We start from the raw sequence: 20,634 nt of genomic DNA on the forward strand, positions 1-20,634 counted from the left end.
GGGGGGTGGAGGTGGGCAGAAAGAAGAATTCCAGTTCACACCGGGCTGTGCTGGATCAACTGTGCTGGAACCCAGCCTTGAATTCTGAGTTTGACCAGAGATGGTAGATTCGCGCAGATCCCGGTCCCGTGCCACCCTCCGTTTCCCGGCACGCCTCCTGCTCCGAAACTCCTGACTGAAAGGCAGAACATGCGTGAATCCCTGAAACAGCCCGTGGGTATCTTCGACGCCGGAATTGGCAGCTACAACATCGTGCAAAAAGTCAGGGCGGCCTATCCCGATCAGGACATCGTGTATCTGGCGGACCGGGCCAGCTTTCCCTACGGCGCAAAGAGTGAGGGCGAGCTGGAAGGCAGCATTCTCGCGGCGCTGAACTTTCTGACTGGCCGGGGCGTCGGGTCCATCATCGTGGCCTCGAACGCCCCCAGCGTCACGGTGTTGCCCCAACTTCTTCCCCTGTTGAATGTCCCTGTTCTGGGCGTCTATCCACCCATCCGGGCCGCACTTGAAAACGTTCAGCCTGACGGGATGGTGGCCGTGATCGGGGCCAGGGTGCTGACGAACAGCGCCGCGCTGCGGGAATATGTCGCTGGCGAGGCGGGCAGACACAGGGAGCAATTCGTCTTCGAGGAAGCTGGCGAGCTGATTGATCTGGTGGAAGCCGGAACCTTCCTGAGCGATCCGGCCACGACACAGCGGACAGTGTCTGCCTTTGTCGAAAGGCTCCAGCGGCAGCATCCGCTACTGGCGGGCCTCACCCTGTCCAGCACGCATCTGCCCTGGCTTACTCATTTTTTTGAGCAGGCCGCTCCCCACCTCCAACTCTTCGATCCGGCTGACGAAGTGGTCAATCAATTCAGACCTCTCGCCACGGCTGGCAGCGGAAAGCTCATCACGCTGGTTACGGAAAGTTCGCAGCATCCCTTCGCCGAATTCCAGGCCACGCTGGGCCGATTGAATCTGGACCTCCAACCCGGCTTGGTCCAGATCTGAGCGCGGCGCAGATCGCCTGACCTACTTCGGCGTTCCGGGCACGGTCTTTTTCACCCCATGCTCTAAACTCGCCGTCATGACAATTGCTGCAAATCCGCTGCCCGCCCTGCCGGGCGTGGGCGAACGCCTGGGCCGTTACACCGTGAACCGCGTGGAAGACCTGCCCGAGATGCAGGGCCATCTGATCCTGCTGAGCCACGAAAATGGGGCACGGCACGCCCATGTGGTCCGCGACGACGACAACAGCGCATTTGGCGTCACCTTCCCCACCGTGCCGCGCGACAGCACCGGCGTGGCGCACATCCTGGAACACATCGTGCTGATGGGCAGCCAGAAATACCCGGTCCCGGACCCGTTTTTTGCCATGCTGCCGCGCAGCCTGAACACGTTCATGAACGCGATGACCAGCAACGACTGGACCACCTACCCGTTTTCCACCCGCAACGAGAAGGACTATTTCAACCTGCTGGGCGTGTATCTGGACGCCACCTTCTTTCCCCTCATGCGTTACGAGAGCTTCCGCCAAGACGGCCACCGCTTCGAGTTCGAGACCCCCGAGGATTCCAGCACCGAACTGAAATTGCAGGGCGTGGTCTACAACGAGATGAAGGGCGCGATGGCCTCGGCGGGCGCGGTGATGTGGCGGGCCTTCGGCAAGGCGCTGTTCCCGGACCTGACCTACGCCAATAACAGCGGCGGCACACCGGCCAACATTCCAGAGCTGACCTATGACAACCTGCGGGCCTTTCACGCGGCGCACTATCACCCCAGCAACGCCTTTTTCTACACCTACGGCAAGCTGCCGCTGGCGCGCATTCTGGACGAGATCGAGTCGCATGTGATGTCGCGCTTCCAGGCCCAGACGCTGGACGTGAGCATTCCCGATCAGACGCCCTTCACCGAACCCCGCCAGGAGCGCGTGACCTACCCCGGCAGCGATACCGAGCGCGGCACCCAGGTCAGCGTGATGTGGAAACTGGGCCTCAGCAACGACGCCGACGCCAACCTGCGCTGGAGCGTGCTGAGCGACGTGCTGCTGGGCAACGCGGGTGCGCCGCTGACCCGCCCGCTGATCGACTCTGGGCTGGGCAGCGCGCTGGCGGACCTGACCGGCTACCGCGACTCCTTCCGTGAGGGTGCGTTCGCCGTGGGCCTCAAGGGGCTGGGCGCAGGCAAGGTGGAGGAAGTGCAGAAACTGGTGCTGGACACCCTGCAAGGCATCGTTCAGGAAGGCATCGATCCCGAACTGATCGAGAGCAGCCTGCACCAGTTCGAGATTGGGCAAAAGGAGGTCAGCAACTCCGGCTTTCCCTACGCGCTGGGCGTGATGTTCCGGCTGCTTGGGCCGTGGCTGTACGGCGGCGATCCGCTGACTGGCCTGCGTCTGGACACCCAACTGGAAAAACTGCGCGCCGATCTGGCGGCTGGCCAGGTCTTCGAGCCGATGTTGCAGCGCGAGCTGCTGGATAATCCCCACCGCGTCACGCTGGAGCTGGCCCCCGATCCCGAGCTGGTCACCCACATGGAGAAGCAGGAGCGCGAGCTGGTGCAGACCCTCAGCGCCGACTTCACCGATGAAGACCGCGCCCGCATCGTGGCCGAGAGCCTGAAACTCAAGGAACTCCAGGCACAGGAGAATGATCCAGGGGTGCTGCCCACCCTGGCCCTCTCCGACGTTCCGGCCAGCATTCCCCCCGTGCCGTATGAGACGGAGGAAACGGGCCGCGCCCTGATCGCCCGCGTGCCCCAGCCCACCGGCGGCCTGACCTATCTGGATGTGCAGGTGCGTTTGCCCGAGCTGCCACAAGACCTGCTGGACGTGCTGCCCCTCTACGCCTCCGCCGTGACCAAGAGTGGGGCGGCGGGGCAGGATTACGTGGCCCTCAGCCGCCGCATGGAAGCTGTGACCGGCGGTGTGGGGGCCAGCGCTAGCAGCGGCGTGCGCCCGGACGACCTGCACATGCTGCGACTGGCCGTGTCCTTCAGCGGCAAGGCGCTGGCCCGCAACGGCGCGGCGCTGGTGGAAGTCATGCGCGACATCATCTCTGCCCCTGAATTTACCCGCGAACGGCTGGAGCAACTGCTCAAGCAGCGTCTGGCGGGCCTCAAGGCCAGCGTGGTCAACTCCGGCAACGCCTACGCCGAACGGCTGGCCGCCGCGCAGATCAGCCCCGCCGCCAGCATCGGCGAGAACTGGGGCGGCCTGACCGGGCTGGAAACCCTCAAGGGGATCGTGGAGGGCGACAAGCTTGACGACTTGCTCGAACGCTTCGGGCGCATCCACATGCTGCTGCTCTCGGGTCAGCCAGTGCTGTGCCTGACGGCCACTGAGGACGATCTGGGGCTGGACCTGAAGCCACTGACGGACCTGTTCACCGGAGACGCTCCAGTGGGCCACCCGCAGCCCCGCCTCCGTGACGGCGGCCCGCAGGCGCGCGTGACCGACTCACCCGTGGCCTTCAACGCGGTGGCCTTCGAGACCGTGCCATACACCCACCCCGACAGCCCGGCGCTGCTGGTGCTGGCGCGGCTGCTACGAAGTGAATACCTGCTCAAGGAGCTGCGCGAGAAAGGCGGCGCATACGGCGGCAGCGCCTCCTACGACGCGCGCGAGGGCGTGTTCGCCATGTCCAGCTACCGCGATCCGAACATCGCCCGCACCTACAAGGTCTTCCGTGACGCCCGCGCCTTCCTGGAGGGCGATCTGGGCGTGCGCGAGGTGACCGAGGCGATCCTGTCGGCCAGCAAGGCGCTGGACCCGCTGACCAGCCCCGACACCGTGGGCCGCCTGCGCTTCTTCGGTGATCAGGCTGGATTCACGCCAGAGGTTCAGGAGGCTTACAAGACGCGGCTGCTGAACACCGGAATGGCTGATCTGAAACGTGTGATGGACGCCTACCTGACCCCAGAGCGCGCCGCCTACGCGTTGGTGGCCGGACGCGATCCCAATGAGGAAATGGCCGAGTTGGGCCTGAAGTTCGGCGTTCAGTCTGTTTGAGGATACGGGGGGGACCACCCCCCAACGCCTGATCCAACAGTGAGAGAAATGCACGGGCGGCCTGAATGGAAGCGGGACTTCATTCGGGCAGGTGACTGTCAGGCTGAGGGCATGTTCAATCAAAATAAATTGAAACGGCCCGCCGCCTCTTTCGCCGCTGCTGTCGGCCTCAGCCTCGCGCTGAGTGCCTGTGGGGGTGGGGGCGGCATCACGCCTGAACCCGATCCCGATCCCAAGCCCCCCACCGAGCAGATGGGGCTGATCAAGGGGCAGATCACGCCGTTCAAGGTGGGTGACGCTTCGAGTGTCAGTGCGGGGGCAGAAAACGATAAGGATCAAGCGATTGCGACGGCACCTGTCGATATGGACGGCAAGTTCGATCTCGGTCTGCCCAAGTCTGATGTTATGACAGCGAGCTTCAACAATAAGCTGGTCAAGCCTTCTGACGTGTTTGGCTGTACTGCCAAAGAAACAGAAAGCATCAGCGCACCGGACAATATGCGCTTATTGCCAATCGCCAGTCTTAAGACTAATAAATTTCAATCTATTATTACCGAGGCAGATTCAAAAAATCCAATCTATAATTACAAGGCTTGGTGGTTCTCAAATACTGATGGGACATTTAGGTTCAAGGGAGACTGTAAAGAGCTAGCTTTTGGTAGCCCAATAGATACCACTCTCATTTTGAAGAAAGGCTGGAACGTTGTTGACACATACCTTGACTTTGGTAAAAGTCAGAAATATGCAGTTACATCACAGCCCACGACCTATCTTCCCTGGAAATCAGCAACAGCGTCCGCCAGCAGCCTCAGCCTAAATGTACAGAGCGTTATCACTTCGAAAAACTTCTTCACGCCCTGGAAGAACCTGCCCCAGTACCAGAACCGCTAAACCCGCCCAGACAGCAAAAACCCCCGCACTCAAGCGGGGGCTTTTCTCTTGGCTCGGCAGGTAGGGGTCGAACTTACGACCATTCGATTAACAGTCGAACGCTCTGCCACTGAGCTAGAAAACCTCGTTTCAGACAGCATATTCTGGCACTTTACCATTGTCAAGTTTCCACAGGAGCACCTGACCTACGGGTGGGGTATGGGCAGCAGTCTGGCCTTGAAAACCCAATCTCGTGTCGTGTGTCTTCCCCTTATCGCCAGACGCCGTCTAGCACGTACCTCTCACGATTCTCCGTTTACCATGGGCGTTCGCCCCTCAGAGGGATTGGGGCGGTTTGCGAAGCTGATTTCTCCTATCTCAGACGGGAAAAATCTCAGATGGCCAGAGGGAACGACACGAATCGTTCATCTGCCGGTGTGCGGCATGTGTGCCACGTCCTACTGCTGCCTGCCCCCCCGGCCCGTATTCTGGCCCCGCGTGACCGGCGTCTGCACGGGTCCGCAGAGGTGCCGTATTCCTACCCCCCCGCCGTCCCGGTCCACGATCCGCCGCCTCTATGCCCTGCTGTGGCCGTACCGTGCCACCATCGGTCTGGGCATGGTGCTGCTGGTGGGCAGTGTTGCAGCCGAGCTGTACCCACCGCTGGTGTGGGGCCGGGTGGTGGACGTGGGTCTAGCGCGGCGCGACTGGAATTTCGTGGCGTGGCAGTTGGCCCTGCTGGTGGGGGTGTACGGCCTGCAACAGGTGCTTTCCGCCTTTCAGGGCCTACTGCTGGAGCGCACCGGGCAGCAGCTCACGCTGGACCTGCGCCTGCTGCTGTACCAGAAGCTCGCCGGGCAGTCAGCGGCGTACTTCGAAGGCCAGCGCACCGGGGACCTGCTGGCCCGCGTCACAGCGGACGTGGAGGGCATCCAAGACGTGCTGCTGCGCGGCATCAACACCGTGCTGGGCAACTCGCTGCGCTTGATTGGCGTGATCGGTATCTTCATCGCGCTTCAGCCGTTGCTGGGCGCGGTGGTGGTCCTACCGATGATCGCCGTGGCCCTGCTGCTGACCCGCTACAACCAGACCGTGCGCCCAGCGTACCGCGCGGCCCGCAACCGTCTGGGAGACCTTTCGGCCACCGTGGCGGACCGCCTCTCGGGCATCCGGGTGGTACAGGGCTTCGCGCGGGAGGAGGCCGAGGCCCGGAAGGTGGCCGCCATCGGCCAGGCCCTGTACGACGAGGGCATGAAGGCGGTGGTGATCCGCAACCGGGCCTTTCCGCTGGTGCGGTTCATCGCCAATTTCGGCAACATCCTGATGCTGGGCGGCGGGGTGGTGCTGATCGCGCGCGGCCAATTCACGCTGGGCGGACTCTTGGCGTACCGGGGGTACGGACGCTACTTCTATGGTCCCATCGACGATCTGGTGGGCCTCAACGATCTGCTTCAGCGCGCCGAGGCCAGCGGACGGCGCATCTTCGAGGTGCTGGACGCCCCGGTTACGGTCCTGGAGCACGCGGACGCCGTTGCGCTGCCGCAGCCGGTGCTGGGCGAGATCGTCTTTGAGGACGTTACCTTCGGCTACGATCCGGCCCAGCCGGTGCTGCGCGGGTTGAACTTGCGGGTGGCCGCCGGTGAGCGGGTGGCGCTGCTGGGCGAGTCGGGGGCGGGCAAGAGCACCCTGATCGGCCTGCTGACGCGTGTGTACGATCCCCAGTCAGGCCGCGTCACCCTGGACGGCCACGACGTGCGGGACCTGACGCTGCCCTCGCTGCGCCGCGCCGCCGCCGTGATGCCGCAGGACACCTTCCTGTTCTACGACACCGTGCTGGAGAACGTGCGCTACGCCCGTCCCGACGCCACCTCCCAGGAGGTGGATCTGGCGCTGGAGCGCGCTGGGGCCGCCTTTGTCGCTACCCTGCCGCAGGGGCTGGACACCATCGTGGGCGAGCGCGGCGTCAAACTCTCGGGCGGTCAGCGCCAGCGTTTGGCCATCGCCCGCGTGCTGCTGGCCGATCCTGCCGTGCTGCTGCTGGACGAACCCACCAGCGCGGTGGACGCCGAGTCCGAGGCACTGATCGTGCGGGCGCTGGAGGAAGCGATGGAGGGGCGCAGCGCGCTGATCGTGACCCACCGCCTGTCGCTGGCCCGCAGCGCGGACCGGGTGGTGGTGCTGGAAGGCGGCGTGATCGTCGAGGACGGACCGCCCGCCGTGCTGCGTTCAAGGGGCGGTAGATACGCGGCGCTGGAGCGTGCCCAGACCCCTGGCCTGGCCGAGCAGGTGTAAACGCCGTCTGACACGGGACGTGGGCGCACGCTACCGCCCCACATGGGGAGCAGATGCCAGGACCCGGCTGCATACCTTGACGTCCCCTGCATTCCGGGCTATGTTGAAGGAATCAAAGCGGCCCGAAGGCCGCTTTCTTCTTATCGCGTGATGTCCGCTGGTGTTTTTCTCAGCAACGCTTTATCCCGAAGACTTGTACCCAGTACGCCGAGAAGATCATGTTTGGCACGCGGTTGTTCACAGAGCCACCGAAGAGGTTCAGTGCGGTGCCATCAGGTTTTCGCAGTGTCAAAGGAGTCGCTTGACGGCCTCTTCGCGCTGCTGCGGAGGCCCTGACTTAGCCTGGTTCGCCGTCTCCCAGTTCCAGGGGCCGCAGGTGCGGCAGCGTGAACGACACCGTCGTGCCCTCATCCAGCACGCTCTCGGCCCACACCCGTCCACCGTGCCGCAAGATGATGCGCCGCACCGTCGCCAGTCCTATGCCCGTGCCCTCGAACTCACTGTGCGCGTGCAGCCGCTGGAAGGGGGTGAACAGCTTGCCCGCGTACGCCGGATCAAAGCCCACGCCGTTGTCCCGCACCCACACGGTCCACGCGGTAGGTCCCGCCCGCGTCCCGATCTCGATGATCGCCTGCTCCCGGGGCCGCGTGAACTTCACAGCGTTGCTCAGCAGGTTGATCATCACCTGCTGCAAGGTGACCGGGTCTCCCATCACCTGTGGCAGCGGCTCTACCCGCCACTCGATCTGGCGGCCCTCGTCATCGACGTTGCGTCTGGCCCGCTCCACCAGCACGCTCAGGTTGACCTCGGTGTGCGCGTGCGGCTCCTGGGTGCTGCGCGACAGGGCCAGCATGGCGTCGATCATGCGGTTCATCTGCCCAGCCGCCTGCTCCACCACCACCAGCGAGCGCTCGGCCTTCTCCGGGTGCCCACTGGCCAGGGCGCGGCGGGTCATCTCCACGAAGCCCATGACGTGCCGCACCGGCGTCCGCAGGTCATGCGAGGCGCTGTACACGAAGGCTTCGAGTTCCCCGTTGACTGCTTTCAGTCCCTGGTTGCTGCGCAGCAGTAGCGCGGCGCTGGCCTGCAACTCCTGGGTGCGGCTTTCCAGGGCCTGGGTCTGCCAGGACCGCTCCAGCGCCAGACCCAGGCTACGTTCCACGGCCTCAAACACCGCCTGGTCTGCCGGCAACCAGTCCTGAACAACCTGACTGCCGATCACGAACATGGCCGCCGGCAGACCGTCCCGGAAGTACGGGGCGAAGGCCGCCGCGCCGTACGACTCCGTGAGGGGGAACGCCTGTTCCTGGGCGTTCCAGCGGCTGAAGAACACCGGCCCCTGTGCCTTCACCGCCGCGCGGTAGCCAGGGGTGGTGTCCGGCAGTCCTGCGAACAACGAGGCGCGCAGTTCGGGGTCAGGCACATCCGCGAGCAGCGCACACCACAGGCCAGCGTGCCACTCGTAGTAGCCCACGGACCACTCGGGCATGGCCACCCACAGCAGGTCCCTGGCCCGCTCGGCCAGCCGCAGCGGGTCGGTTTCCGTCCCGATGGCCTCGGTCAGTTGCACGAACGCTTCCAGGGCGAGTTGACGGTTGTGGATCTGGGCCAGGTCACTGCGCTTCTGGGCGCTGTCTAGGGCGTGGTACACCGCCTTAAACAGGTGCTGCTGCTGCGTGGTCCAGACCTCGGTGCTTTCCAGGCCCACGGCCAGCATGGCCACAGGCTGACCCCTCCGGAAGAAGGGGGCCAGGCCCGCAGCATGGAATGTCTCCGTGAATGGGATGCCCTGCTCGGCGGCGTCCCAGTGGTCAAAGAACTGCGGCGTGCGGGCGGCCACCGTCTGGGCGAAGCAGGGCGTGTCCAGCGGCAGCCCGCCCTGGATCAGGTTCAGCAGATCCGGCGGCACGCCGTCGGTGGTCACAAGCGCCACCCAGTGCTCGCCCTGGCGTTCGTAGTAGCCCGCCTTCAGGTCCGGGATGTTCTGACTCGACACCTGTTCAGCGTCCTGGGCCAGCTCACCGTGCAGTGACGGCGAACCTGCAACCAGGCCAGTGGGTTTGGGCATTGCTCCACACTGCCCTCTGTTCGTCACCGCTTGAACAGATCAGTCAGGGACTTTGGGCAGGATGAAGCCGAAGGTGGACCCCACGCCAGGCTGACCCTCCGCCATCATCGTCCCGCCATGCCGGGTCATGATGCGGCGCGCGTTCGCCAAACTGACCGCCGCTCCCTCGAAATCCTCCTGACGGTGCAAGCGCTGGAACATGGTGAACAACTTGTCACTGTACTGCGGGTTAAAGCCCACCCCGTTGTCGCGCACCCGCACCACCCAACTCGGCCCCTGGTCTTCTGCCCAGATCTCGATCAGTGCCTGCTCGCGGGTGCGGGTGTACTTCACCGCATTGTTCATCAGCGCCGTGATCACCTGGCGCAACAGGTCCGCATCCCCCATGACAGTGGGCAGATCGCTAATCCGCCACTCGATCTGGCGCTGCGGCTGGGCCACGCCCATCTCGTGACGGACTGCCGTGAACAGTCGCTCGAGATTGACCCCCTCCCTTCTGAGTGGCTGGCGCGAGGTGCGCGAGACGTCCAGCATGCCGTCGATCAGCCCGCTCAGCGTGATAGCGGCGCTGGAGACGATCCCGAAGTAGCGCTCTGCCTTCGCGTTCAACGGCTCCGGCAGTTCGCGGCGCAGCAGATCACCAAAGCTGATGATGTGGCGCACGGGGGTCCGCAGATCATGCGAGACGCTGTATGTGAACGCTTCGAGTTCCTCGTTGGTTGCCTGCAACTGGTCACGCTGGACCATGAGCTGCCGGGCGGTCTCGGTGCGTTCGAGGGCCAGACCCAGGCTGCGGCCCACGGCCCGGAACACAGCCTTGTAATGCTCAGACCAAGACATGGTGTCCTTGAACCCCAGCGCGAACATCGCCTGGGGACGCCCCCCGATGGACAGCGGGTAGAAGGCGACGCTCTGGTAGATCTCAGTCCCAGCGAAACGCTCCTTCTGGGGGTCCCAGCCATCGACGAAAATGGGCTGGCCCGTCTGCATGGGCTGGGCGAAGGCCGGTGTGTCCAATGGCATCCCGGCCCTGAGCGCGCCCAGAAGGCTGGGATCATCTTCCAGATCGCTGGTGTGTACTTTGAGCTTCCACAGGCCGTTTTCCAACGCGTAGTAGCCGTTGGTGCAGTCAGGAAACAGCACGCTCAGCACATCCACAGCCCGCCCGGCGAGTGCCAGCACATTGGTCTCGCTGTCCACCACCTCGGTGAAGTTGACAAAAGCTTCAAGTTCGGCAGTGCGGTCTCTCACCTGCCGCTCCAGATCACCGGAGAGCCGGGCGCGGTCCAGGGCCAGGGCGCACTGTCCGGCGAGCGTTCTCAGGAAGTGTTCCTCGTCCAGAGTGAAGCGGTGCGGCTCGCGGAAGTTCAGAATGATCACGCCCAGCGGCTGACCGTCCTGAACCATGGGCAGCACTGCGCTGGCGACGGGAGCCATACCGCCCGTGCGGGCTTCGAGTTCCGGGTAAGCGGCCGCCAGCTCGCCGCTCTCCTGGAAGAACAGCGGGGTGTCCCTGCGCAGTGCGTCCGGGCTGGGCCTGTGGCCCTCCAGGTCCCCGTCCTGCCAGATACTGGCGTCGTCATAACCATTACGGGCGACGACATGAAGCTGCCCATCCTGCACCAGAAGCACCACTCCGGAGATGGCCCTCAGGGCGCTCAGAGCGTCGCGCAGAACAAGGCCCGTGACCTCCTGCTGAGTGCGGACGGCAGCCAGGTTCTCTGTCAGGTTTTGAAGAGCAGCCATCAGGACGGCTGCCGCTTCCCGCGCAGTCACATCGGTCTGGAAGCCCAGGAAGTGCGTGACGTTTCCTGCCAGGTCATGCAGAGGACTGATGGTGAGTTCGTTGAAGAACAAGGTGCCGTCCAGACGGTAGTTGCGCAGGAGGACAGTGGTACTGCGGCCCTCCTGGATGGCCTGCCGAAGTTCATGCCTGGCACCCTGGTCCCAGTCCTGGCCCTGCAAGAAACGGCAGTTGCGCCCAAGGATCTGGGAGGCGGGGTAGCCACTCATGCGTTCAAAAGCCGGATTGACATAGATGATGGGCTGGTCTGGCTGCCGGGCGTCGGCGATCACAACGCTGTGGACACTCGTAGCGAGGGCCTGACTCAGGAGCTGGAGGTCAGCGGAGGAAGCGTGCGGGGCTGGCATGGGCCTCCCTGTGGCTGACCGGATTGACCGTCATGACCGGACTATACGGCCAGCACCTGTTTTTCAGACTTCAGATGAAGGTTGTCTGTCCGATGCTCACGCTCAGTCCTGGAGACTGGCCGGGCTGAGGCATGCATAGGCGCTGGGGTTACAGAAACGAACGATGACGCACCAACTTGACGTGTGTGTCCCAGCGCGGCTCGCCGCCTTGCAGAACCCTGTTGCCCAAGCCTGATCATTGGCGATGGGGTTGCGCACGGAGGCCCAAGCGCTCAGGTTGGCGGGGGCCGAGCGCACCTACGAGGAGCGTGCCTCCGGTGACCACTGGGACCGGCCCGAGCTGCACCACCTGCTCGACACCCTGCGGCCCGGCGACGTGCTGGTGGTCTGGAAGCTGGATCGCCTGAGCCGCAGCTTGAAAGATCTGCTGATGCTGCTCGAACGGCTCGACGGCCTGGACGTGGGCTTCCGCTCGCTGACCGGGCACATCGACACCACCACGCCCGCCGGGCACATGCTGCTCCAGATGCTCGGGGCCTTCGCCGAGTTCGAGCGGGAGATGGTCCGCGAGGGTCTGGCGGCGGCGCGTACCGGCGGACGGGTTGGAGGACGCAAGCCCAAGCTCTCGCAGACCCAGCGCGACGAGCTGGTGCGCGGCGTACAAGAGGAACGCTACTCAATGGCGCAGGCCGCCCGGCTCTTCGGCGTCCACCCGGCCACCGTAAGCCGACTGATGGCGCAGGTGCACGCCGCCGAGACTGCGCACCTTATGCGCTGATCACCATGCCGTTGGTCTTCAGAACGTGTTCAAGGCGGAAGAGCAATCGGTCAGTGACACCGATCTCGGGGAAGCGGCGCACGAGGACGATGAAGCAGGCCAGGTACTCGCCGTCGTCTACGGCATGCACTCGGCGTCTCCCGGCGGGCAGGTGATCCGTCTGTCAGGACGCGATCTCTATAATCCAGCTCTCCCAAGTCTCTACTCGCCGCGCCAGAGGTCAACCCATGCAAACGCCAACTCAACTTGACCGAAGCACCAGACTCTTTCAATTCCTGCAAGAGTTCACGCAGCTCAAATACAAGCCCAAGCGCACCAACGATGACGGCACCCTGCTGTGGCTGCATGCCCTCCCAGAACAGCCGGAAGTCGTCAACGCGGCGCGCGCTCCCGAGGGGCCGTCCCCGGAAGTCTGGCTCTCGGTGCACAAGCCCCGCCTGCGGCCCGCGCCCGCGCGCCCGGACGAGTTGCAGCCCTGGGTCAGCGGGTCGCTCAGCGATCCTCAGAAAGCGCCAGAAATCCGGCCGCAACTTGTGGTCGACTCTGTGATTCAGGATGATGACTTGCGGCCGCAGACCATCAGCGAGACGCTGTTTCTCGATGAGCAGCCGGACGTGCTGCGTGCCTGGAAGACCTACGAGGGCCAGTGGCAGCGCTGGGCCAGCGAGGAGCTGCGGACCAGGGAGGTCCAGAAGGTCTACTCGCAGCTCTTCGACTTTCACCAGAAACTGAGCAACTTCGCCGAGACCTACGAGCTGCGGCTGGGCCTTGGCGCACTGTCCTGGCGAACACCCGGCGGCCACGAGATCAGACGCCACCTGCTGACCGCCCGCGCCGAGCTGACCTTCGATGCGCTGCGAGGTGTGCTGAGCGTTACCGCAGCCGGAGACGGTGCCCGCACGACGCTGGAGCAGGACATGCTCGACGCGGGCGAGCGGGTGGAGACCGGGGTGCAGGCCAGCATCGAGGCCACGCTCAAAGACAGCGGCGAGGACCTGTGGAACGCCGAGGTGCTGCCTTCCGAGCTGAAGAAGTGGGTCCACGCAGCGGGGGACCGGGGCACTTACGAACATGACCTCAAGCCGCCGCGCGGCGTCACCGAGCATCCCACCGTCCACTGGGCACCGGCCCTGATCTTGAGACCACGTGGAGAGCGCAGCCTGGCCGCCGCCTACAGCGACATCATCGGGCAACTGCCGCAACTGCGTGAGTTGCCGCAGAACCTGCGGGGTTTCCTTGAACGCGTCGAGGACCCGAACCCGCCACAGGAACCGGGCGAAGCACAAGAGACCGTGTACTTCCCGCTGCCTGCCAACGACGCCCAGCAGGAGATCGTTCGTCGGCTGCGCCGCCAGCAAGGCGTGCTCGTGCAGGGTCCGCCCGGCACAGGCAAGTCCCACACCATCGTCAACCTGGTCAGCCACCTGCTGGCCTCGGACCAACGCGTGCTGGTCACCAGCCACACGGCCCGCGCCCTCAAGGTGCTGCGCGACAAGTTCCCACCTGAACTTGCCAGCCTATGCGTGACCCACCTGCGCGGTGAAGAAGGCGCGCGCGCCATGTTGGAGCGCTCGGTGGGAGAGATCCTGGGCCGCTCTGCGGCCCGCCAGCCGTGGCAGGAGGCCGAGGACGAGCGGCGGCTGTTCAGCCTGCTTGAGCGCACCCGTCAGGACGAGACCCGGCTGCTAGACACGCTGCGTCAGATCCGTCAGGCCGAGACGGACTCTCTTGACGTGTTCGGCTACCGGGGATCGGCCCAGCACATCGGTGGTCAACTGCGTGACCAGGAGCCAGGGTACGGCTGGCTCGATGACCTGAGTGATCCTGCACAGGACGCGCCCCTGAGTGACGCTGGGGTGCTGCGGCTGCTGGCCCTGGGCCGCACCCTGTCCGAGGAGCAGGTGCAGGAAGCGGCGCTGCGCCAGCCGGATCCCACCCAGCTCGCCACGCCGGAAGACTTCGTGCGGCTCGTGCGGGCCGAGCAGGACGCCCAGACCAGCGCGCAGGAACGCCAGCAGATCCGGGCATCAGCCTCCTACGTCCCCATCGCAGATGCCGCGCCAGAGGTCCGCGCGGACCTGATCCGCGCCGTCCAGGCACTGGCAACCGCCGCCGAGACCGAGCGCCGACGCCCCATTCCGTGGCTGACTGGGGCTGTAGACGCTGCCCTGAAGGAACAGACCGGGCGCTGGCAGGAGGTGGAGACCCGCAGCGCCGCGCTCCTGCCAGATCTGCTGGCGCGTGCCGAATGGCTGGAGGGCCGCGCCGTCACGGGCCTGGACGGTCATGAGACGCCCGCAGTCCAGAGCGACGCCGAGGCCGTCTTGAAACATCTGAAAGACGGAGGAGGGTGGGGCAACTGGCTGTCCAAGCCACAGGCGGTCAGGAACAGGTTGTACCTCAAAGAGGTGATGGTGGGTGGACGCCCGGCGGCCACACCCGAGGGTCTTCAGGATCTGCTTGACCATCTGCGGCTCAGCGCGGACCTTGAGCGTGTCCAGGCACTGTGGGCCGCCGTCGACGTGCAGGTGAGTGGCCCCCTCAAGCTGCGTGTGACCGAGCTGGATGAGCAGCGGCAGGCCCTGGCACGGCTGGCCCAGCTCAAGCCGCTGCTGCGAAGCGCACAAGACGCCGTGCGTGCCATCCCTGGCCTGGATCAGCCGCAATGGTGGATGGCCGGGCAGCCCACGGCGCTGGTGGAGGCGGCCCAGTCTGCTGACCGTGAGGCTGACCTGCGTGCCAGACGGCACCTGCTCGAAGACGCTCTACCCTCGCTCCAGGCCCTTGCCACACTGAAACCTCACCCGGTGGTGGACAGCCTGATCAGCGCCATTGATGGGCGGGACCCCGACGGCTATGGCCGCGCGTACCTGGAGTTGGGCCGGGTGGCGGCCAACACCGCGCTGTGGCGTGAGAGACAGCAGTTGGAGCAGAAGCTGCGTGCCGCTGCTCCGACGCTGGCCGATGACCTGAGCAAGACCGCACACGAACCTGTCTGGGATGATCGACTGGCCGCCTTCGGGGCCGCGTGGCGCTGGACGCAGGCCAACGAGCGCCTGGCCGTACTCGCCAACCCCGACGCCGAAGATGATGTGCGTGAGCAACTGGCCGGAGCGCGGCAGGTACAGCGCGAGACCCTGGGCCAGCTCGCAGCCATCAAGGCGTGGCGCAACGCCCTGAGCCGCATGCGTGGACCGGAGCAGCAGGCGCTGGTGCGCTGGCAGCGGGCGGTCAAGAGCCTGGGCAAGGGCACCGGCAAGCACGCCGAGCGGCACCGCCAGGTCGCGCGTCAAGCGCTGGAAGAGGCCCGCACCGCCATCCCTGCCTGGATCATGCCGCTGCATCTGGTGGCGGAGACCTTCGGGATGTCAGCAGGCATGTTCGACGTGGTGATTGTGGATGAGGCGTCGCAGGCCGGTCCCGAAGCACTCTTCCTGAGCTTCATCGCCAAGAAGATCATCATCGTCGGTGACGACAAGCAGATCGAACCCGAGGCGGTGGGCATCCAGCTCAACAAGGTTGAGGACCTCAAGCGCCGCTACCTCTACGACTTTCCTGCCCCGGAGATCATCACCGATCCCAAGTCCAGCCTGTTCAGCTTCGGCGAGTACGCCTACTCCCCAATGATCAGCCTGCGCGAGCACTTCCGCTGCATGCCCGAGATCATCAAGTTCTCCAGTGACCTGAGCTATCCCGATCAGCCGCTGATCGCGCTGCGGCAGTTCGGGGCTGAGCGGCTGCGGCCCCTGGTGACCCACCATGTTAAAGATGGGTACACCATGCCGATGCGCGGCGATCCGGTGAACCCTGCCGAGGTGAGCGCCATCGTCGATCAGATCAAGGCATGTATCGTCAATCCGAAGTACGCGGGCAAGACCTTTGGCGTGATCAGTCTGCTGGGCAAGTCGCAAGCCGAGCAGATCGCCCTGGCGCTACGATCTGAACTTTCCGAGGCCGAGATCGAGGCCCGGCAACTGGTCTGCGGCAACGCCTACAGCTTTCAGGGCGACGAGCGCGACGTGATCTTCCTGAGCATGGTGGCCAGTCCCAGCAATGGGCGACTGGCCAAGGTGGGCCGCGACAGCGCCATCTTCCAGCCCCGCTACAACGTGGCGGTCAGCCGCGCGCGTGACCAGTTGTGGTTGTTCCATAGCGTGGAGTTGCGTGACCTGAACCCGGATGACCTGAGGGCTTCGCTGATCCGGCACGCCCACGCCCCGGAGATCGAGAGCGTCAACCCGCTGAGCGCCCAGAAGATCCAGGACCTGCGTGAAGAGGCCGCCCGGCCCGGACGCGGCAACCGCCCGCCCCCTGCGCCCTTCGATAGCTTCTTCGAGCTGGACGTGTATCTGGCTGTGGTGGCGCGCGGCTACCGGGTGGTCCCGCAGTACGCCATGAACGGCTACCGCATCGATCTTGTGGTCGAGGGCCTGCGGGGGCGGCTGGCGGTGGAGTGTGACGGCGACTTCTGGCATGGTCCCGAAAAGTACAGCGACGATCTGGCCCGTCAGCAGGTGCTCGAACGTGCCGGGATGCAGTTCTGGCGGGTGCGGGGCAGCACATTCGCCCGTGACCCGGACGCGGCGCTCGAAAGCCTGTGGCCCGCTCTGGACCGGCGAGGCGTCTTTCCTGAGGGTGATCCACGCAACTTCGCGCCGCTGGAGACGAACGCCCCGGTGCCAGCAGCGCAGGACAGTGACCCGCTCACCAGTGAGGTCTCTGAGACAGCCGCCGACATTGCTGAGCAGATGGGACAGTCTCCCATTGAGGACACGGCTGGCGAGGTCATTGCGCCTCACCGCTCAGAGACGGGCCTTGGGCTGGCCGCCTACACGCACTGGGCGGCCCACACGCTGCCCGATCCGCGTGCCCTGGGCAGCTTCGATCCGGTGATTGACGGACTGCGCGAGATCGTCGCCGCAGAAGGGCCAATGACCTGCCGCCAGGCGTACCAGACCTATTGCCGGGCAGCGGGCATCAACTTCGGTCAGACGGTCAAGAGCGCTTTGAACAAGGCCATGACCCGCGCCCTGCGGGCTGGGGTGTTCGAGCAGGCCGACGAGTGGGGCACGTCTGGGCAGATTGACAAGGTGGTGCGGCTGAGCGGCGCGCCTATGGTGGTGCGGCGTGAACGTGGCCCACGCGAACTTCCCGATATTCCTCCGTCGGAGGTGCGTGCATTGATGCGGGAGTTGATGGGTGACGATCCTGGCCTGAGTACAGAAGACCTGGACCCGCTCTTCCGCCAGGTGCTGAGCGTGTATGGCGCGCAGAGGCTCACTGCTAAGGCCCGTCAGGCTATGGAGCGGGCGTACGCCCTGGCCGATGAGGCGGGGCCACAGGCTGCCACACCGGCTTTGACTGGCGCGACGCACTGAGGGGATCGGGTTCACGGTCTTGCTGTGCTGTATGTGGACGTTGCAGGCGTACCCATGGAGTGATGCTGAGGCGGCTCCAGCACGGACCTGCCTGGCAGCGGGCCACCCACACTGACGCCCGCAGTAAGAAAGCGCTTGGCCAGCGCACAAGGGGCTGACAGGGCCGGGGCATCATCTGACGCGATCTGGTAGGTGCGCCAGATCAGGGGAGAGCGCCCACCCCTCCATCAACGGGCGCGCGAGTGGGTTGCTGCCGGCCACAGGAGGGTTCGAGTCCCCCCGCCCACCACCACAGCAAGGAGGCCAGAGGCGCAGTTGTCGCTCCTGGCCTTCTCTTTCGGAGCGATCAAGGCCGTGCCGCAGGGATGAAGTGCGTAACACAGGACAGTGTTTTGGAGCAGGAAGGCAGGACGTTGCTGGGCCACCGCGAGACCCGTCGAAGTTCTTGCCGTGTTGCACCCGAACGCCCCAGGCATGTCCCAGGGCGGGTGAGAGTGGCGGGGCGGGAGCACCAGCGCCCACCGGAGAGATCACGCGGTCCCGAACTCCCCGGAACTCACACAGGTCTGCCCTGGGTGCGGCCTGCGGCCTTGTCGACGCGTCAGAAGGAGCGTCTCCTGTGCAGATGTGCAGGCCGTTCATCTGCGTGTGTGACAGGAAAGCGTATGACCCGCACCGCTAAAGTGCGTCGTCTCACCGAGGCGAGAGAGACCCCACAGCAGCCCATCCATCAACCCCGAAGCGGGTGGTGCGTGGGCTGCTTGGCTGTGGCTCAAATCAGGCCGCGATGACCTGTCCATTGGCCTCCAGCACATGATCCAGCGTGAAGTGAACTTGCTGGCCGAAACGGATCTCGGCGAAGTGGTCCAGCGGCGTGATCAGGCGCCCCAGATAGACGCCGTCGTCAGAGCAAGCCAGCACTTCCACCCACCCCGTCTCGGAGCGCAGGGCGGCCCCAAAGCTGTCCTCGACGAGCAGACAGGCGTGTGTGCCAGGCGCAAGGTGGCGGTGATGCCTGTAGGCGGCGCGGAAGCTGTAGGTGCATTCGGTGGCGGTGGCCGTGTCGATGGCTGGCGTGGTACTGGATATTGGGTTCATGGTGTCTCCTCAGAAGCTGCTGTCTGCATACCTCTCGGTGAAGTTCTTGCCGTGTTCATCGCAGCGGGCAAGACAACGCCCGAAGCTGGTGCGCTTCGCGTAGGGGTGGGGAGTAGGGGGGCGTCCTTGCAACCTTGTCGTGGCCTGGTTGCGGGGCGACGCGCAGAGAACTGGGCAGGAACGGTGTCATGGCGGGGCCGAAGCCTCAATGTTTCTCTTCCGGTGAAAGCGTCAACGCTGGGTCTCCAACGTGGAAGGCAACCTGTCCCAGACAGCGCACAACACGGCAAGAACTTCGGTGAGCGGGGTTGACAGACGCACGACGAGCCTCGCAGATGCCCCCGGAGTGGGGGGGGGGTAGCAGCGGTCCCAGGTAGATGCGCCTCACCCCTGCATCGACGTAGATTTTTGTCCGGCGAACCCCGTAGAGGTCTTGCTTGCAGGCGCATGTCGTGGCGTGGGGTGTCTGCCGCACCGCGAGTCCCTAGACCGGCGCACCTCAACCGGACCAACGTGGGCGTCTGCTGTTAGGGCGACTTGAGGTGCTGTTGGGTGTTTAACTCAGCGTGCGGCGCTGAACTGACGCGGCTCAGATCCCGTAGCGCAGGGCCGGAGTCTCCCCACCGAAGTGCTTGGCATGACCAAGGAACAATAGCGTGTCCAACAGCTTCTCAACCGCTGTACACGATTGAGAAACCGTCGCGATGAGGCGACATCAGAAACTCATGTCAAGCAAAGCAGTGAGATCTAATAGGGACCGCCGAATACTAAACCATTTGAGAGCATTCTCTTGGTCTGATCCGAAAGTACAATTTCAACACCCTCACTAGCCGCCAGTTCCAATGCCTGTGGAAGTACTTGCCCCATAGCATAGATGCGAAGTTTTTCTCCTGGCTCTACTTCTCTCAATAGAGATCTAATTTGATGTCCCTTAATAGTTTCGCCAGAATCACTTATATACACTCTTACTACGTCATTGGAGTGTTTAAAAATAGCTTGACTTAGCTGCTCTGAGGATCGTGGAAAGATCCGATATGAATCTAAGTTCGGGACAACTTTAAGCAATAGATTGAGACGCTCGTAAGAAGAAAGACTAGGTAGTTTAGAAGAGAACCAGATGGATTCGGACTTCGCCTGGTGCCCATTGCTTATAGTAAAGCTACCTGACCCTATCCAGGAAAATATAGCACCTCTACTCTTCGAGTCAGCTTCGATTATTGCCTCGTTAAGAAAGGGAATCAAAGATCTTGGAGGAACATCTTTGATCACATCATAGTTATCAGCGACCACGTGCTGTAAAACCTCCTCTATCACTGCCTGATTCTGAAGGCTACTCGTGTTCTCAAGGAGTGCTTTCGTCATAAAGTCAACGATCATGTGCCCCTCTTCTGCTGTGGGTTCTTTCATGAATAAACCAGCGCTCATATATCTAGGGTCAGAGGGCAGATCGCCCGCATTCATCAGTTCTCTAGCCCAACTCGTCAGGGTGTAACTGTTGTATCCAACGCGCCTGATTGGGCTATATCCATCCGACTGGTTTAGTAATTTGGATGTAAGATTTGTGATGCCGCTTGCATCATCTTCAACTACCGTTTTAATATCTTCTATGCTCATAGGGTCATCTGAACTATAAAGCGCATTGAGTACTTCATTGTAGATTGTTTTAGTTCTGGGGGATCTGCTATTCATTTTCGACTCCTTTGCACCAGCTAGTCGTGCATCGTTACACCTTGATGAAGTAGCTGGCGTGCAGAGAGTAACTCAGAATTCATTTTTACGATCTGAGATTTTCGTCATTGAGCATTCAGACCGTTTTTTACTGTGGTTCGTCTAATAAAGTTAACCTATTTTCGACATAAACTGATGTGAGGTCAGGGACGGCCCGCAGCCCCTCAACGTCCTCAATTTTCCAGCGACTTGCTTACATGCACCGCAGGAGTCGCCTTGACTTACGTCCGCCCGCACGAGACGCCTGACTTACGTCCACCCAGTGACATGAATGACAAGG

The 20,634-nt window shown here is 63.5% G+C and carries 11 protein-coding genes; 6 read left to right on the forward strand and 5 right to left on the reverse strand.

All coding sequences use genetic code 11. From position 1 onward, the window contains the following. Positions 1 to 189: 189 nt before the first annotated feature. The 4 genes from DAAJ005_RS14000 to DAAJ005_RS14015 all read left to right on the forward strand — a co-directional run bounded on the left by DAAJ005_RS14000 (position 190) and on the right by DAAJ005_RS14015 (position 7,153). Positions 190 to 993 carry a glutamate racemase gene (locus tag DAAJ005_RS14000; RefSeq protein ID WP_151847650.1) on the forward strand — a complete coding sequence of 268 codons (804 nt, stop codon included), beginning with the start codon at positions 190 to 192 and terminating at the stop codon, positions 991 to 993. Between the two features lie 76 nt (positions 994 to 1,069). Further along, the gene (locus tag DAAJ005_RS14005; protein ID WP_151847651.1) at positions 1,070 to 3,991 is read left to right on the forward strand and encodes an insulinase family protein; all 2,922 of its coding nucleotides are present in this window, start codon (positions 1,070 to 1,072) and stop codon (positions 3,989 to 3,991) included. Between the two features lie 111 nt (positions 3,992 to 4,102). Next, positions 4,103 to 4,882: a hypothetical protein gene (locus DAAJ005_RS14010; protein WP_151847652.1), complete on the forward strand. Its 780-nt coding sequence runs from the start codon at positions 4,103 to 4,105 to the stop codon at positions 4,880 to 4,882. 477 nt (positions 4,883 to 5,359) lie between these two features. Next, on the forward strand, positions 5,360 to 7,153 hold the full coding sequence (locus DAAJ005_RS14015) for an ABC transporter ATP-binding protein (RefSeq protein WP_226342436.1): 1,794 nt from the start codon (positions 5,360 to 5,362) through the stop codon (positions 7,151 to 7,153). A gap of 337 nt (positions 7,154 to 7,490) precedes the next feature. On the opposite strand, the gene DAAJ005_RS14020 is transcribed toward DAAJ005_RS14015, so the two are convergent. Together DAAJ005_RS14020 and DAAJ005_RS14025 are read right to left on the reverse strand one after the other, a co-directional pair. Beyond that, the gene (locus tag DAAJ005_RS14020; RefSeq protein WP_151847654.1) at positions 7,491 to 9,221 is read right to left on the reverse strand and encodes an ATP-binding protein; all 1,731 of its coding nucleotides are present in this window, start codon (positions 9,219 to 9,221) and stop codon (positions 7,491 to 7,493) included. Between the two features lie 39 nt (positions 9,222 to 9,260). Then, a complete protein-coding gene (locus tag DAAJ005_RS14025) occupies positions 9,261 to 11,372 on the reverse strand; it encodes a GAF domain-containing protein (protein ID WP_151847655.1) in 2,112 nt (703 codons plus the stop codon). Between the two features lie 244 nt (positions 11,373 to 11,616). On the opposite strand from DAAJ005_RS14025, the gene DAAJ005_RS14030 reads away from it, so the two are divergent. Further along, positions 11,617 to 12,150 (forward strand): recombinase family protein, encoded by a 534-nt coding sequence (locus DAAJ005_RS14030; RefSeq protein WP_151847656.1) that lies wholly within the window; start codon positions 11,617 to 11,619, stop codon positions 12,148 to 12,150. Here DAAJ005_RS14030 and DAAJ005_RS18980 read toward each other — a convergent pair. Next, positions 12,140 to 12,280, reverse strand: coding sequence for a hypothetical protein (locus DAAJ005_RS18980; RefSeq protein WP_192930774.1), 141 nt, complete (start codon positions 12,278 to 12,280; stop codon positions 12,140 to 12,142). The genes DAAJ005_RS14030 and DAAJ005_RS18980 overlap by 11 nt on opposite strands. 97 nt (positions 12,281 to 12,377) lie before the next feature. Between DAAJ005_RS18980 and DAAJ005_RS14035 the strand changes: the two genes are divergently transcribed. Beyond that, positions 12,378 to 17,528 (forward strand): AAA domain-containing protein, encoded by a 5,151-nt coding sequence (locus DAAJ005_RS14035; protein ID WP_151847657.1) that lies wholly within the window; start codon positions 12,378 to 12,380, stop codon positions 17,526 to 17,528. A 777-nt stretch (positions 17,529 to 18,305) separates the two neighbouring features. Here DAAJ005_RS14035 and DAAJ005_RS14040 read toward each other — a convergent pair. Both DAAJ005_RS14040 and DAAJ005_RS14045 read right to left on the reverse strand, forming a co-directional pair. Next, the gene (locus DAAJ005_RS14040) at positions 18,306 to 18,626 is read right to left on the reverse strand and encodes a hypothetical protein (RefSeq protein WP_151847658.1); all 321 of its coding nucleotides are present in this window, start codon (positions 18,624 to 18,626) and stop codon (positions 18,306 to 18,308) included. Between the two features lie 747 nt (positions 18,627 to 19,373). Beyond that, positions 19,374 to 20,315, reverse strand: a complete 942-nt coding sequence (locus tag DAAJ005_RS14045; RefSeq protein WP_151847659.1) for a hypothetical protein — start codon at positions 20,313 to 20,315, stop codon at positions 19,374 to 19,376. Positions 20,316 to 20,634 lie beyond the last annotated feature (319 nt).

The organism is Deinococcus sp. AJ005 (genome assembly GCF_009017495.1).
In the GTDB taxonomy this organism is placed as follows: domain Bacteria; phylum Deinococcota; class Deinococci; order Deinococcales; family Deinococcaceae; genus Deinococcus.